Origin of the sequence: Sphingomonas canadensis (assembly GCF_026013525.1) — a bacterium.
GTDB classification, from domain to species: Bacteria; Pseudomonadota; Alphaproteobacteria; order Sphingomonadales; family Sphingomonadaceae; genus Sphingomonas; species Sphingomonas canadensis.
Map to the genome: position 1 here is coordinate 247,980 of NZ_JAPDRA010000002.1, position 15,423 is coordinate 263,402.

Sequence of the window (15,423 nt, forward strand, 5' to 3'; positions counted from 1 at the left end):
GGGCCTGCTGCCTTTGCCCCTTGGCTTTGCGGGCGCGGCACCGCTATGCGCATGGGTCCGGAGGACGGGATGAAGCAAAACGGCGGCGAAAGGCCGGGCGAGATGTCTGCGCTGATGCGGCTGCTGAAGGTGGCCTCGCTGATCCAGAAGCCGATCCGCGACGGCGCATCGATCCCGATCGGGATCGCCCCCAACGATCTTCGCATCCTGATGGCGCTGGGCGGCGAAGGCGCCATGGCCGGTTTCGAGCTGGCCGACCGGATCGGCATGCTGCCGATGAACGTCAGCCGCTCGCTTGATGCTTTGCAGAAGCTGGGGCTCGTAGAGCCCGTCGCCGATACCCGCAACCGCCGCCGCAAGCCACACCAGCTCACCCAGGCAGGCTGGGACAGGTTCCGCGAGACTGAGGCGCGCATCGCCAGCCTGTCCGATTTCCTCCTCGGTGATCTTTCCGCCGCGGATCGGGCGCGGTTCGATGCGACGCTTCAACATCTCGACCGGCGCATCGCGGACTGGCCTTCGCCGCCCCGCGCCGCCTGAATTTCCCCTGCGTCGCGCCCGCCGGCGGCCATCGCGATGAAACCCAGGCCGCCCCGGCTTGTGCGGTTTCTGTATACGAATTAGTATAACAATCGGATCGGACGATTCCCAAGGGGACGGAGAGCGATGAAGCCCGAAGGCGTGGACGTGCGGCACCCGGACAAGGTGTGGATCGGCGGCGAGTGGCGGGCGCCGCATTCGGGCCGGATGATCGAGCTGATATCGCCCGACACCGAGCAAGTGGTCGGCGCTGTGGCGGAGGCCGATGAGGCGGACATGGATGCGGCGGTCGCGGCCGCGCGCGACGCCTTCGACAACGGCCCCTGGCCGCGCACGTCCAAGGCCGGGCGGCTCGCCGTGCTGGCGCGCATGGCGGACGTGCTGGAGGCGCGCAATGCGGAGATCGCGCGTGCATGGACCGCGCAGATCGGCGGGCTCGCCAGCTTCTCCGTGCCGATGCAGGCCGGCGGCACCGCGAACATGCGCACGATCCTGCGTCTGGCCGGCGATTTCGAGTTCGAGCAGATACGTCCCAGCGCCGTCGCCCATACGGCCGTGCTCGCCTATGAGCCGTGCGGCGTCGCCGCCACGATCGCGCCGTGGAACGCGCCTTATGGCATCATGCTCGCCAAGGCGGCCTATGCGCTCGCCGCGGGCTGCACGGTGGTGATGAAGCCATCGCCCGAAACCCCGCTGGAAGCCTATATCATCGCCGAGGCGGCCGAGGCGGCGGGGGTTCCCGCGGGCGCGTTGAACCTGGTTTGCGGTCATCGCGACGCCAGCGACCATCTGGTCCAGAACCCGGGCGTCGACAAGGTGAGCTTCACCGGCTCCACCGCCGCCGGGCGCCGCATCGCCAGCGTGTGCGGCGAGCGGCTGGCGCGCTGTACGACGGAACTGGGCGGCAAGTCCGCCGCGATCGTGCGCGATGATTTCCCGATCGACGCGGCCGCCAAGCTGCTGACCGGCACGATCGTGATGATGAGCGGCCAGATTTGCGCGATGCTCAGCCGGGTGCTCGTCTCGCGCCATCGCCACGATGCGCTGGCCCAGGCGATCAAGGAGGAGATGGAGAAGGTGGTGATCGGCCATTCGGACGATCCCGCCAGCCAGCTCGGCCCGGTGGCGATGAAGCGCCAGCTCGAACGGATCGAGATGTTCATCGAGGAGGGCAGGAAGACCGCCGACCTGGTGACCGGCGGCGGCCGCCCCAAGCATCTCAACCGCGGCTATTTCATCGAGCCGACGCTGTTCGCCAATGTCTCCAACAGCAGCCGCATCGCACAGGAGGAGATCTTCGGACCGGTGCTCAGCCTGATCCCGGTGGAGGATGAGGAAGACGCGATCCGGGTGGCGAACGATTCGGCCTATGGCCTGTCCGGATCGGTGCTCACCACCGATGCCGACGCGGCCTATCGCGTCGCGCGCCGCATGCGCACGGGCGGCATCGGCCAGAATGGCATGCGGCTGGATTTCGCGCTGCCCTTCGGCGGGTTCAAGTCCTCCGGCTTCGGACGCGAGGGCGGGATCGAGGGTATGCTGGCCTATCTGGAGAGCAAGACGATCCTGCTGGACGCGGAACCGGCGGCGCTTTGAGCAGCGCCGCCGCCGGGCCGATCCCGGCGTTGCCGTCCGGGAGCAGGACCTTCATGCCTTCGAAGCGCAGGGCTCAGAACATGCCGTTTTCGTTGGCGGCCTTTTCGGGAACGGGCTGCACCACGTCCCAATGCTCCATCACCTTGCAGCCCTCGACGCGCAGGATATCGACCACGGCGATGCCGCGATCCTCGTTCGAGAAGCGGCCATGGGTGTGGACCGCCACCAGGTTGCCGTCGGCGATGATGCGCTTGATCTCGTATCTGATATCCGGGTTGTTGGCGAAGAACGGCTCCAGGAAGCGGATCGCGGCGTCGCGGCCGGAGGCGGCCATCGGATTGTGCTGGATATAGCCGGGATCGACCCAGGTCTCGAACGCCTGGCGCACCTTCTTGCCGACGTAGAATTCGGTCACGAACTTCGTCACGACCTCCTTGGGCGTGAGCGTGCATTCCGCGTCGGGCACGGCGGCGAGCGCAGGGCTGGCGGCACAGGCGAGGGCGGCGGCAAGGATCACGTGGGTCGGGCGCATCGTCTCTCCTCAGGAACCGTATCAATTGTTATTATGTCGATGTGATCCCGCAGCCCGGCGGAGTCAAGCGGGCGGGGCAAGCGCGGGTTCCGGTTTGGGCAAGCCCGTCCGCGCGGCTAATCCTATCGCTGCGGCTGCGCGTGCGGGCGCACGGCTTCGAAAGGACGGGAGCAGGATGGAAGGTTTCTTTTCGCGGGCGGCGGGCGCCGGGCGGGGGCTGCTGGGCACCTGGGTCAAGATCCCCTCGTTCGAGACGGTCGAGCTGCTGGGCCATGCCGGGTTCGATTTCGTGGTGATCGACATGGAGCATGCGCCGCACCCCGGCGACCTGGTCTACCGGCTGGTGTTCGCGGCGCAGAAAATGGGAATGGGCGCGCTCGTCCGCCTGCCCGATCGCAGCGAGACCGAGGTGCAGCGCATCCTGGACGGCGGCGCCGACGGGCTGCTGGTGCCGCGCGTGACCTCGATTTCGGAAGCCCGGGAGATCACCCGCGCGATGGTGTTCGCGCCGGAAGGGACGCGCGGGCTGGGTTCCACCTCGCGCGCGGGGCGCTGGGGGCTGAAGCCCGTCGAGGATTATCTGCGCCACGGCAACGGGCAATGCGTGCGGATGATCCAGTTGGAGGACTGGGACTCGCTCCAGCGCGCGGCCGAGTTCGCCGCGCTGCCGCACGTCAACGGCATCTTCATCGGTCATGGCGACCTGTTCCTGTCGAGCGGGCGGCCCGCGTCCGATCCGGAGGTGCGCGCGCTGTCCGCCGGCGTGGCGCAGATGGCGCGTTCGGCCGGCATCCTCTCGGGTGCCGCGGCGGGCACGCCGGAGGAGGCGCGCATCTACCTCGACATGGGCTTTTCGCTGGTGATGGTCAGCAACGACGCGACTCTGTTCGGCCGCGCGGCGGCGGGCGCGGTGGCGGAGGCGCGGGGCTGAACCGGCGGGTCCGGCCCTTGCGTTGACCCTATCGGAAGCAAAGTTTTATCTGCGGGGCAATCGCCCCCCATTTGAATTGCCGCACCCGGCGGCCCTGTCTAGCCAGACCCCGAAGAAGTGACGGCGGCCATCCGCCGCGGGGAGGCTGCCAGGGTGCATATGCTGAAATTGCTGGGCGATTATCGCCGCATGTTCGTAATCGCCGCGGCCGGGCTGGCCGCCGCGGGCTGCGCCGGTTCGCAGTCGCGGGTCGAAACGCCCGCCGCCGCGCCGATGCCCCCGGTATCGGTCCACGGCAACATCCAGACATTCGAGATCGCGCCGGTGCTGCTGGCGGCGGAGAAATTCTATCCCGGCCCGGCGACGGTGAAGATGGGCGGCATCCCGAACCTGCTCGGTGCCGAGCCGATCCCGGGATACGGATCGCCCGGCGTGGCCGATGTGGCGACGCATGCGGAGACGCAGATCCTGCGCTATTCGCTCAAGCGGCCGGACCTGCGCGTGATCCTCACCGTGTCGGAGGGGATCTATGGCATCGTCGGCCGCAAGTCGGCGGGGATCAAGAGCGTCGCCGACCTGAAGGGCAAGCGGATCGCAACCGTGCCGCCCACCTCCGCGGGCTATTTCCTCCACAACATGCTCAAGTCGGCCGGTCTGACCGAGGCGGACGTGACGCTGGTGCCGGTTTCGCCGCTGGGCGACATGCCCAAGGCGCTGGCGGAGGGCCGGGTCGACGCGATCGCCATCTGGGAACCGATGAGCGCGGACGCAGAGGCGCTGCTGGGCGATGATGCGATCGTCTTCCCCGGCAAGGGCATCTATCGCGAAATCTTCGGCCTCAACACCATCCAGGCGAACCTCGACAATCCGGAGGAGCGCAAGAAGATCGTCGCCTTCGTCCGCGCGGTGATCCAGGCTTCGGCCGCGCTGCGCAGCGATCCCGCCGAGGCGCAGGGCCTGCTGGTCAAATATGGCGGCCACACGCCCGAACAGGCCAAGCGTTCGTGGAAGCACCAGCGCTATCCCGCGATGCTCGTCCCCGATCTGCTCGACGTGCTGGTCGAGGAGGAGAAGTGGCTGGCGATCCAGGACAAGCGCACCCCGCGCAGCCGCGAGGAACTGGCCAAGCTGATCGACACCAGCGTCTACAAGGAGGCGATGGCGAAGTGAACCGCCGCACGCTGCTCCTTGCCGGAACGGCTGCGCTCGTCGCGGGACCGGGAGCGGTGCTGCGCGCGGCGGAGCCCGCTCCGTCGCCCCCTTCGGCCGCGGAGCTCGCCGCGCTGGAGGGCAGGGCGGCGGGGATCCGGGCGGTGCGCGAGGTGAAGCGGCTCCAGCACGCCTGGGCGCAGTTCGCGGAAGCCGGGCAATGGGCCGAGATGGCCGCGCTGGTGGCCGAGGATGCCGAGCTGTCGGTGCCCCCGGCGGTGGTGAAGGGGCGCGCGGCGATCCACGCCTGGATCGTCGAGACGATGGGCGGCGGCGCCAAGCACCTGGCGCCGGGCAGGCTAAACGTGCGCCTGTTCCTCAGCCCCGTGATCACGCTCGCGCCGGATTGCCGGAGCGCCAAAGGCCGCTGGCACGAGGTCGCGATGACCGGTGAGCATGGCGCGCGCGCCGATTGGGCGGGCGGCATCCACGAGAACGACTATGTCGTCGAGGACGGCGCCTGGAAGATCAAGGCGCTGCGCTATCACCCCCAGTTCGCCGGCCCCTATCAGCCTGGCTGGCGCAATGTGGCGGCGGAGGTGCCGCTGGTGCCCTATCACTACACGCCCGATGGCGCGGGCACGCCCATTCCCGCGGGCATCGCGGCGGCGGTACAGGGCAGCGCGTCGCGCCGCCTGGCCCGGCTGGCCGGCGACGCGGAGGTGCTTGCCGCCGCCACCCATGTGCAGAACCTCCAGGCCGCCTATGGCTTCTACACCGATCGCAAGCTGTGGGACGATGTGGCCGATCTGTTCGCGCCCGATGGCGTTCTGGAGGATGGCGGCGCGGTGATGCGCGGGCGCGCGGCGATCCGCGCCAGCCTGGGCGCATCCGGGCTGGCCGAGGGCGAGCTGAACGACCGGCCCCAGCTAGTGCCGGTGGTTACCGTCGCGGCGGACGGGCGCTCCGCCCGGGTGCGCGGCATCGAGATCGGCCAGACGGGGCAGCATCGCGGCAAGAGCTTCTGGTCGGTAGCGATCTATGACAACCGGTTCGAGAAGCGCGACGGCGTCTGGCGGATAGCGGCGATGAAGCGCACCCCGCGGATGCGCGCGGACTATGCCGCGGGCTGGGCGAAGGACCTGCCGGAGCTTCCCGGCAGCGCGGCCTATCCGGCCGCCGCCGGACCGCGCGCCGCTCTGGCGCCCCGGCTCGCCCCGCCGGCGAAGCCCGCGCGCGCGCCCGACTGGAACGCGATCCGCCGCGACCTGGACTTCGCCGAGGCGTTCGACGGCGCCGAAAATGTGTCCAACGCCTATGGCTATTACATCGACGAATATCGCTGGGACGACACCGCCGACCTTTTCGCCGCCGATGGCTGGAAGGAGCTTTCCTATATCGGTACCTATGTCGGCCGCGAGCGGGTGCGCGGATCGCTGTTCAGCCGGTACGGCAACAAGGGCCGGTCGCCCGGATTCCTGGCGATCCACCAGAAGACGCAGCCCTTCGTCAGCATCTCCGAAGACGGCGCGCGGGTGAACATCCGCCTCCGGCTGTTCCAGTTCAACAGCCAGCGCGACGGCGACGGTTCCTACATCTCCGGCATCTACGAGAACCAGGTGACGCGCGAGAACGGCGTGTGGCGGATCCACGGCATGGATCTCGATTACGTCTGGCTCGCCAGCTATACCGGCGGATGGGCGGCGATCGAGCCGGGCTCCAGCCGCCGTTTCGCGCCGACGCCGGAGGCCGTGGCCAAATATCCCCCGGACGCCCCGCTGCGCGGCGTCCAGTTCGCACCCTTTCCCGAAATCGCGCCGATGGGCTTCCACTTCCGCAATCCGGTCAGCGGCCGCGCGCCCGCGCTGCTGCTCGGCTGGTCGGACGGGCGGCGGAGCTGAGATGCGCAGGAGACCCGGCCTTGCACGCAACTGACCTTTCCCGTTCCCGCAGGATGCCCGCATGAACATCGCGGCACCCCTTGCCGATGCCGATGGCACCGCAGCGCGCGCGCCCGCCGACGCGCCGATCGTCGATTGCCACGCGCACATCTTCCTGGACGACATGCCCGTTTCCAGCCGGGCGTGGACGCAGACCCACTATGCCTTCACCGCCGCCGATTTCCTGGCCACGCTCGATCAGCATGGCGTGCATTTCGGCGTGATCTCCGGCCTCAGCATCGCGGGCTATTACAACGACTATATGCTGTCGGAGCTGCGCCAGCATCCGCGGCTGCGCGGCACCGCGATCGTGGCGCCCAACACCGATCGCTACATCCTGGAACAGATGCGTACCGATGGCGTGGTGGGCATCCGCCTCCAGCTCGCGCGGGCGACCTCGCTGCCCGATTTCCGCGACGACGAATACCGGCTGCTGTTCCGCCGCGTGCGCGATCTGGGCTGGCACGTCCATGTCGCGATCGAGGGCGAGGCGCTGCGCCCGGTGCTCGATGCGCTCAACGAGACCGGGGTGGACATCGTCGTCGATCACTTCGGCCATCCCGACCCCGCCGATCCGCTCGGCTGCGACAGCATCGCGGCGATGCTCGAATCGGTCGATCGCGGCCGAACCTGGATCAAGATGTCGGCGGGCTTCCGCCTGCTCGGCCCCAGCGCCTGGCAGACGGTGCCCGACGCCGACGGCAGCGCGATCGCCGCGCTGGTGGCGCGCAGGCTGATCGAGAAGGTGGGGCCGGACCGGCTGCTGTGGGGCAGCGATGCCCCTTTCGTGGGCTATGAGGGGCGCGTGACCTATGCGCGCGCGCTCGAGTGTTTTCGCGAATGGGTGCCCGATGCGGCGATGCGCGCGGAAATGTCGCGCACCGCGCTGCGGCTCTATTTCGCCTGAAGGGAAGGGGAAGCGCCCGGGAAGATTTCGCGCGGATAACGAAAGGGCGAAAGCGTTGGGAGGTTGCGGCACGCTGCGCTATCCCGGGCCGGACAGCATTTCGAACGCGCACCCGGGGATACAAGCGGGACCGCAAGGGGAGCAGGATGCAACATTTTCGCACCGCGGATTGCCCGAACACCAGACGGGCGGCCTATTGGAACGACATCTATCGCGACCAGTTCGCGCAGGTCACCTTCATGCCCGCGCGCGAGGATTTCGACGCCGAGCTCAGGATGAGCCCGCTCGGATCGTTGGTGATGGCCGATATCCGCACCAGCAGCACCGATATCGAACGCACGCCCACCCACATCAACCTTTCCACGTCGCGGCTGTTCTCGTTCCTGCTGCTGGTGCGCGGGTCGGCGACGTTCAACCATTATGGCCATGAGGAGAAGCTGCGCGCGGGCGACTTCACCTTGTGCGACAATGCTGCGCCGCATCGCATCCATTTCGAGGCGGATTCGCGCCTGCTGCTGATGCGCGCCACGCCCGCGCTGCTGCGCAACCACCTGCCCTGCCCGGAGCAGCTCTGCGGGCTCAAGCTGCCCGCGCAGCATGGGATGACCCCCACCGCCGCGGCGATGGCGCAGAGCATCTGGAGCCAGATGGAGCGCGGCCTTCCCGACGGCTATGGCGATCGCATCGCGGGCCATCTGCTCGACATGGTGACCACGGCCTATTCGATCGGCCTGGGCCACCGCATGACCAACTCGACGATCGTCGGGCTGCGCAAGGCGCGCGCGCGGCAGTTCATCGAGGAGCGGCTGCAGGACCCCGATCTGGGCTCGGGTGCCATCGCGGAGGGGCTGCGCATCTCCCCGCGCTATCTGCGCATGCTGTTCGCCGACGATGCAGAGAGCGTGTCGGCCTATATCCTGCGGCGGCGGCTGGAGGAGTGCGCGACGCAGATCGCGAGCGAGGGCTGGCGCCACCTGACGATCACCGAGATCGCGTTCAAATGGGGCTTCAACAGCTCCGCCTATTTCGCCCGCGCCTTCCGCCAGCGCTACGGCATGACCGCCACCGAATTCCGCCGCACGCGCGGCAGCCGGCACTGACGCCGATCGAAGGGGACATCAGAATGGATCGCACCAACCTCTCGCGCCGCGGCCTGATCGGCGGCACCGTAGCTCTGGGCGCGGCCACGCTCGTCCCGCTTTCCGCCGCCGCGGCGGAGCGGCCCGCGCCGCTGCTGCACGCCGATGGTGTCCATGACGATACCGAGGCGCTGCAGGCGCTGTTCGACGGCCGCCCGGTGCGCGTGGCGCGCGAAGGCGTGGTGGCGCGCAACGAAGGCGGCAACGTGCGCCTGCTCAACGGAAATTTCCGCGTCAGCCGCGAACTGGCGGTGCGCGATTCGGTGGATCTCTATTCGGCCAATTGCAGCTTCCGGCTGCGCCAGGGGCCGGCGCTGCCCTATCCGATGGTGCGCAACATTCTCTGATCGCGCGCCGGCGCGGCAAGCCATGGACGCGGGGCTCCGAAAGGTGCCCCGCGTCGGCGTTTCAGGGCCTGCCGATTGATCGCGCGTTGCCGACAGGTTCCTTGATCACTGCCGCATTCTGCAAGATTCAGAGCCGTCCCCCCGCCTAACTGGGCCTCGTTGAAGACCACAATGCCTAAAATCCCAGGGAGGGGTGACATGATTCGAACCATTTCGGCGTTGTCCGCGTCGCTGCTGGCGCTGACCTATGCCCAGGCCGCCTATGCGCAGCCGAGCGCTCAGGAAGAGCCGGCGCAGTCCGGGGCCGGCGCGGAGGAAGGCCAGGGCCTCGACGATATCGTCGTCACCGCCACCCGCCAGGAAACCAACCTCCAGTCCACCCCGGTGACGATCACCGCGGTCACCTCAGAACTGCTCGAGCAGCGCGGCCTGGCCAATGCGGCCGATCTGGGCAGCGTCATCCCCAACGCATCGTTCCGCCGTTCGCAGGGCGTGTACGGCCCGGGCATGTCGGCGTTCATCCGCGGCATCGGCACCGTCGACACCAGCCTTGCGGGCGAGCCCGCCGTCGCCTTCTATGTCGACGACGTCTATTATCCGCTGCTGTTCGGATCGATGTTCGACCTGCTCGAGCTCGACCATGTGGAGGTGCTGCGCGGGCCGCAGGGCACGCTGTTCGGCCGCAACGCGCTGGCGGGTGCGATCAACATCGTCAGCAAGGCGCCCAGCCTCGACGAGACTTCGGGCTATTTCCAGGCTTCCGCCGGCAACTACGACCTGCGCGAGGTCCGCGCCGGCATCAACATGCCGATCGCCGAGAATGTCGCGATCGCGATCTCCGGCCTGTACAAGGAACGGCGCGGCTATCAGCGCCGGCTGGACTTCCGCTGCGAGATGATCCGCCGCGGCACGCCCGAACTGGCGGGCAACTTCCCGTTCCAGGACGCGAACCTGATCAACGGATCTCATCTGGGCGCGCCCGACGACTGCACGATCGGCTATCAGGGCGGCGAGGACGTGAACGCGATCCGCGGTCAGCTCCGTTGGGAACCCGCGTCGAACCTCAGCATCACCTTCACCGCCGACTGGCTGAAGGATCGTTCGGAGGTTCCGGCGGATTCGCTGCTCACCGTCGATCCCGCGATTTCCGCCGCGCGCCCGAACGTCACGACGCTGTTCAACACCTGGACGCGCCCGGGCGGCCCGACCTTCGCCTATGACACGCGCTTCGTGACCGGCGATCCCTACACCACCTATGCCACCTTCGCCGATCCGGTCGCCGCGGGCACCGCGATCCCGGGCAACCAGTTCTACAACGGCTCGCCCTTCCGCGGCGGCGTGCGCAACCCGACGGAGAGCCCGTTCAATAGCTGGGGCTTCTCGGGCAAGGCGGTGTACACCGTGGCGCCGGACATCGACGTGATCCTGGTCGCGGGCTATCGCGAGATTGCTGCGACCTATGCCTATGACGTGGACGCATCGCCGGTGGCGATGGAGAACAACCGCAACGACGTCGATCACTGGGACTGGACCGGCGAGCTTCGCGTGGCCGGCAGCCGCGACTGGATCGATTGGGTGGTCGGCCTGTTCTATTATAACGGCGAGGGCAACCAGCGCTTCACCGGCACCTCGCCCTACAACAACACGCTGCGCAGCCAGAACAACAACTACAAGCCGACCAGCAAGGCGGTCTATGCCAACACCACGCTGCGCCCGTTCGAAGGGTTGGGCGTCACGCTGGGCGGCCGTTACTCCGACGACAGCAAGGGCGTGGACTTCTACACCGTGCTCGACGGCACCAACGCCTCGTCCACGTCCTATACGATCGCGCCCACCGGCAGCACGATCTTCGTGATCGATCTTTCGGAGAAGCGTTTCGACTGGAAGGTGGGGCTGGATTACAAGCTGGCTGATCGCACCATGATCTTCGCCTCCGCGGCGACGGGGTTCCGCCTGCCGGGCTTCAACTCGCGCCCGTTCCAGGCGAGCCAGGTCGGCCAGTATCCCGGCGAGGAGATCGTCACCTATGAGCTGGGCATCAAGACCGATCTGTTCGATCGCCGGCTTCGCGTGAACGCCACCGGCTTCTACACCGACTACAAGACCCGCATCACCAGCACCGGCGGCGCCGAATATCTGCTGGATGCCAGCGGCAATCCGGTTCCGGGCAACCAGGTCCAGGTTCCGGGCGGCACGCCGGGCACCACGCTGTGCCAGCCGGCGCCCGTGGGCACGCCGGGCTATACCTGCACCTCGCGCACCTTCTTCCTCAACACGCCGGGTAAGGTGAAGGGCTTCGAGGCCGAAATCGATGCGCGGCCGATCGACGGCCTGTCGATCTCCGCCACGGTTGGCTATTCGAAGTTCAGCTCGGCCGATCTCGACGCGCGCCCGGCGACATCGAACAAGCGGCTGGCGAACATCCCCGAATGGACCGCCAGCGCGGGCATCCAGTATGAGATTCCCTTCCCCATGCTGAAGGGATCGATCACCCCGCGCCTCGACTGGTTCTACACCGGCAGCATGCAGTACAGCATCACCCGGCTGGAGACCAATCAGCCCGGCTATTCCACCTTCAACGGGCGCCTGACGTACAACAACGACGACGAGGATTTCTCGGTCTCGCTGGGCGTGGTGAACCTGTTCAACAACTTCTACTGGCGGAATTTCTTCGTCTACAAGGACATCGGCTTCCCGCAGATCAACGCCCAGCCGGCGCCGCCGCGCCAATGGTCGCTGACGGTATCGAAGCGCTTCTGACACCTGCCTATCGTCGCGGCCGGCCTTCCCGGCGGCCGGCCGCGACGCATCTGATCCGGGGGACGCCCCGGGCGCCGCGCCGGCGCAGGCCGAGACGATATTTGGAGAGTGTGCATGGAGATCATCGACGCGCAGATTCACGAGCCGCATATCGGCGGCGGGATGCGGGCGGAAAAGCCGAAGGAATTCGAGCTGACGCCCGAGCTTGAGCTGTTCATCAACGTCGAGCTTGCGCGCGAGGCGATCGATTGCGTCGGCGCGCACAAGGCGATCGTCTATGCCCGGCGAGAGTTCAATCGCGCCGCCGTCGGCCGCTATCCCGCCCTGTTCGGTGCGGTGGAGGTGTTCGATTATGCCGCGCCGGACCTTGAGGAGCAGATGGCGGCGTTCAAGGCGACGCCGGGCATGCTCGCCTGCCGGATCCTGCTGACCAACTATTCCAAGGTGTGGCGCGTGCCGGGCGCCAAGCTGGAGCGCACCCCGCTGATCGAGCAGGGCGCGTTCGATCGCTATTGGGCGCTGGCCGCCAAGCTGAAGATCCCGATGTTCTTCGGCGCGCACGGCTTTGCCTCGGTGGCCGCGATGGTGGCGGAGCGCCATCCGGACCTGACCATCATCATCGACCATTTCGGCGTCACCCAGTCGATGGTGGAGCCGACGCCCGATCGCTGGAACGCGCTGCCCGGGCTGCTGGCGTTGGCGAAATATCCCAATGTGTTCGTCAAGCTGTGCGGCACGCCGATCATCTCGACCAAGCCCTATCCCTACAAGGATATCTGGCCGCACATCCACAAGATCCTGCACGCCTTCGGCCCCGGCCGCTGCATGTGGGCGAGCGACTTCACGCGCCAGCGCTGGGGAACCGAAACGCCCCAGGGACCGGACGGCTTCCCCCCGCGCAAGGACTGGAAGCCCTATGCCGACGCGCTCTATTACATGCTCCACAGCAACGAGATCTCGAAGTCCGACAAGGAGCAGATCTTCAGCGGCGCCGTGCGCCGCGCGCTGAACTGGAAGGCATAAGGGCGATGCAATCCAGGCGGATCGCGCCGCGTTTTCCAGGGTAAGCGCCGGTGCCGGAACTCGAAACCACCATATCGCTGCAACAGGTCGGGCGGCTGGCGTTCGGCGCGGGCGTGATGGACCAGGTCGCGCACGACCTGGCCCGCGCCGGGCTGACATCGGTCTGCATCGTCACCACGCCGCCCACGCGCGGCCATGCCGAGCGGCTGGCGCTGGATATCCGGCGCGAGGGCGGGCGCGTGGTGATCTGGGACGATTGCCTGCAGGAGCCCGCGCGCCGCGACCTGGACAATGTGCTGGCCATCGCGCGGCATGCGGGCGTGGACGCGGTGATCGGGCTGGGCGGCGGCAGCGCCATGGACCTGGCCAAGCTGGTCGCCGCGCTGCTCGACGGCACGCAGGATATCGAGGAAATATCGGGCGTCGACCGGCTGAAGGGCCGTTCGGCATGGCTCGCCTGCATCCCCACCACGGCGGGTACGGGCAGCGAGGTTTCGCCGATCGCCATCGTGCTGGATGAGGACGCGCTGCTCAAGAAGGGGGTGGTGAGCCCGCATCTGGTGCCCGACGCGGCCTATGTCGATCCGCTGCTGATGCTCTCGATGCCGCCCGCGGTGACGGCATCGACCGGGCTCGACGCGCTCACCCATTGCATCGAGGCGTTCGCCAATCGCTATGCGCATCCGATGATCGACACGCTGGCGATCGAGGGCATCCGTCTGATCGCCGCCAGCCTGCTCGACGCGGTGCGCGACGGGGAGGATCTGGACGCGCGCACGGCGATGGCGCGGGGCAGCCTGTATGGCGGGCTGTGCCTGGGGCCGGTGAACACCGCGGCGGTGCATGCGCTCGCCTATCCGCTGGGCGGCGAGTTCCACATCGCCCACGGCATCTCCAACGCACTGCTGCTGCCGCACGTGCTGGCGTTCAACCTACCGGCGGCCACCGAACGCTATGCGCTGGTGGCGGAGGCGCTGGGCTGCGATCCGGCGGGCAGCCGCGAGGCGGTGGCGCGGCGCGGGCTGGACCGGGTGCGGCGGCTGAGCGAGGATTGCGGCATCCCGCTCAAGCTCTCGCTCCATGGCGTGACGCGCGATTCGATTCCGCGCATGGCCGATGGCGCGATGACCGTCACCCGGCTGCTGGAGCGCAACGTGCGCGAGGTGCATCGCGAGGACGCGATCCGGATCTACGAAGAGGCCTATTGATGTCGTCTGCAACACCGGAACCGGGCGCCGCGCCCGAAGGCGTTTCCGCCTGGTATGCGGAATCGACGCCGCCGGTGCGGCGCGTGTTCTGGACCTGCTCGGCCGCCTGGGCGCTCGATGCGATGGACGCGCTGGTCTATCAATATCTCATCCCGGTGCTGGTGCTGGCGTTCGGCATGACGCTGGCGGAGGCCGGTTCGATCGCCAGCGCCAATTACTTCGCGTCGGCGCTGGGCGGCTGGATGGGCGGATGGCTGGCGGATCGCTTCGGCCGCGTGCGCGTGCTCCAGATCACCATCCTGTGGTTCTCCTTCTTCTCCTTCCTCTCCGGTTTCGCGCAGGATTACGAGCAACTGCTGGCGATCCGCATCCTCCAGGGGCTGGGCTTTGGCGCCGAATGGGCGGTGGGCGCGGTGTTGCTGGGCGAGATGATCTCGCCGCGCCATCGCGGCAAGGCGCTGGGCGTGGTCCACAGCGGCGCCGCGATCGGATCGGGGCTGGCGGCGCTGCTGGCCGGGCCGGTGGTGATGCTGTTCCCGCAGGATCTGGGCTGGCGCGTGGTGTTCTGGATCGGCCTGCTGCCCGCCGCGCTGGTGTTTTTCCTGCGCCGGGGCAACGACGATTCGCCGCTGTTCAAGGCCGCCCGCGAGCGTGCGCTGAAGGAACGGCGGCACAGCTCCCCGCTGCTGATCTTCCACCCGCGCTACCTGCGCATCACCGCGCTCACCGCGCTGCTGGCGCTGGGCGCGCAGGGATCGGGCTATGCGGTGAGCAACTATCTCACCACCTTCCTGACGCAGGAGCGGGGGCTGACGATCTCGGCCGCCGGGTTTTTCGTGCTGGTGAACAGCGTGGGCGGGTTCTTCGGCTTCCTGGTCAACGCCTATCTGAGCGACCGGCTGGGCCGCGCCACGATATTCCGGCTGTTCGGGCTGGGGTTCGTGCTGACCTCCGCCTTCTATCTCTATGCGCCGCTCGGCAGCTCGGCGTGGACGCTGATGCCGGCGGGCTGCATCTATGGCTTCTTCCAGTTCGGCATCTATGCCTCGTTCGGCCCCTATTTCACCGAGCTGTTCCCAACCGAGGTCCGCGCCAACGGCCAGGCCTTCGCCTATAATTTCGGGCGGGCGTTCAGCTTCATCTTCATCCAGGGCGTGGCGCTGCTGGCGGGGGCGATGGCGCTTTCGACGGGGATGATGCTGATGGGCTTCGCGGGCGTGATCTGCACGGTGCTGGCCACGCTGCTGCTTCCCGAAACCGCGGGGCGCGATCTGGCTGAGCTGGACCGGCACTGATCGCGGGGCAGCCGCGCGCGGCGCCTCCCCATCGGCGGATTATCGCTCTAAGGGTG

Annotated in this window: 13 protein-coding genes; 12 read left to right on the top strand and 1 reads right to left on the bottom strand. The window is 67.8% G+C overall.

Annotated elements, in window-relative coordinates; all coding sequences use genetic code 11:
- The first annotated feature begins 69 nt into the window (after positions 1-69).
- Together OM513_RS06205 and OM513_RS06210 are read left to right on the top strand one after the other, a co-directional pair.
- Entirely contained in the window at positions 70-540 is a 471-nt protein-coding gene (locus tag OM513_RS06205; protein WP_264943281.1) for a MarR family winged helix-turn-helix transcriptional regulator, read from the top strand.
- Positions 541-666: 126 nt separating this feature from the next.
- The gene (locus OM513_RS06210) at positions 667-2,136 is read left to right on the top strand and encodes an aldehyde dehydrogenase (RefSeq protein ID WP_264943282.1); all 1,470 of its coding nucleotides are present in this window, start codon (positions 667-669) and stop codon (positions 2,134-2,136) included.
- A gap of 73 nt (positions 2,137-2,209) precedes the next feature.
- Here the strand turns inward: OM513_RS06210 and OM513_RS06215 are convergent, their stop codons facing one another.
- On the bottom strand, positions 2,210-2,668 hold the full coding sequence (locus tag OM513_RS06215; protein ID WP_264943283.1) for a nuclear transport factor 2 family protein: 459 nt from the start codon (positions 2,666-2,668) through the stop codon (positions 2,210-2,212).
- A gap of 175 nt (positions 2,669-2,843) precedes the next feature.
- Between OM513_RS06215 and OM513_RS06220 the strand changes: the two genes are divergently transcribed.
- The 10 genes from OM513_RS06220 to OM513_RS06265 all read left to right on the top strand — a co-directional run bounded on the left by OM513_RS06220 (position 2,844) and on the right by OM513_RS06265 (position 15,367).
- Positions 2,844-3,599 carry an HpcH/HpaI aldolase family protein gene (locus OM513_RS06220; protein WP_264943284.1) on the top strand — a complete coding sequence of 252 codons (756 nt, stop codon included), beginning with the start codon at positions 2,844-2,846 and terminating at the stop codon, positions 3,597-3,599.
- Between the two features lie 159 nt (positions 3,600-3,758).
- Positions 3,759-4,769, top strand: coding sequence for an ABC transporter substrate-binding protein (locus OM513_RS06225; RefSeq protein ID WP_264943537.1), 1,011 nt, complete (start codon positions 3,759-3,761; stop codon positions 4,767-4,769).
- Positions 4,766-6,649 carry a nuclear transport factor 2 family protein gene (locus OM513_RS06230; protein ID WP_264943285.1) on the top strand — a complete coding sequence of 628 codons (1,884 nt, stop codon included), beginning with the start codon at positions 4,766-4,768 and terminating at the stop codon, positions 6,647-6,649. The genes OM513_RS06225 and OM513_RS06230 overlap by 4 nt, the downstream gene beginning before the upstream one ends.
- A gap of 61 nt (positions 6,650-6,710) precedes the next feature.
- The gene (locus tag OM513_RS06235; protein WP_264943286.1) at positions 6,711-7,595 is read left to right on the top strand and encodes an amidohydrolase family protein; all 885 of its coding nucleotides are present in this window, start codon (positions 6,711-6,713) and stop codon (positions 7,593-7,595) included.
- 146 nt (positions 7,596-7,741) lie between these two features.
- The gene (locus OM513_RS06240) at positions 7,742-8,695 is read left to right on the top strand and encodes an AraC-like ligand-binding domain-containing protein (protein ID WP_264943287.1); all 954 of its coding nucleotides are present in this window, start codon (positions 7,742-7,744) and stop codon (positions 8,693-8,695) included.
- A 23-nt stretch (positions 8,696-8,718) separates the two neighbouring features.
- Positions 8,719-9,081: a hypothetical protein gene (locus OM513_RS06245; RefSeq protein WP_264943288.1), complete on the top strand. Its 363-nt coding sequence runs from the start codon at positions 8,719-8,721 to the stop codon at positions 9,079-9,081.
- 198 nt (positions 9,082-9,279) lie between these two features.
- Positions 9,280-11,841, top strand: a complete 2,562-nt coding sequence (locus OM513_RS06250; protein ID WP_264943289.1) for a TonB-dependent receptor — start codon at positions 9,280-9,282, stop codon at positions 11,839-11,841.
- 114 nt (positions 11,842-11,955) lie between these two features.
- A complete protein-coding gene (locus OM513_RS06255; protein WP_264943290.1) occupies positions 11,956-12,864 on the top strand; it encodes an amidohydrolase family protein in 909 nt (302 codons plus the stop codon).
- Positions 12,865-12,914: 50 nt separating this feature from the next.
- Positions 12,915-14,072 carry an iron-containing alcohol dehydrogenase gene (locus OM513_RS06260; RefSeq protein WP_264943291.1) on the top strand — a complete coding sequence of 386 codons (1,158 nt, stop codon included), beginning with the start codon at positions 12,915-12,917 and terminating at the stop codon, positions 14,070-14,072.
- Positions 14,072-15,367, top strand: coding sequence for an MFS transporter (locus OM513_RS06265; protein ID WP_264943292.1), 1,296 nt, complete (start codon positions 14,072-14,074; stop codon positions 15,365-15,367). Before OM513_RS06260 ends, OM513_RS06265 begins: the two co-directional genes overlap by 1 nt.
- Positions 15,368-15,423 lie beyond the last annotated feature (56 nt).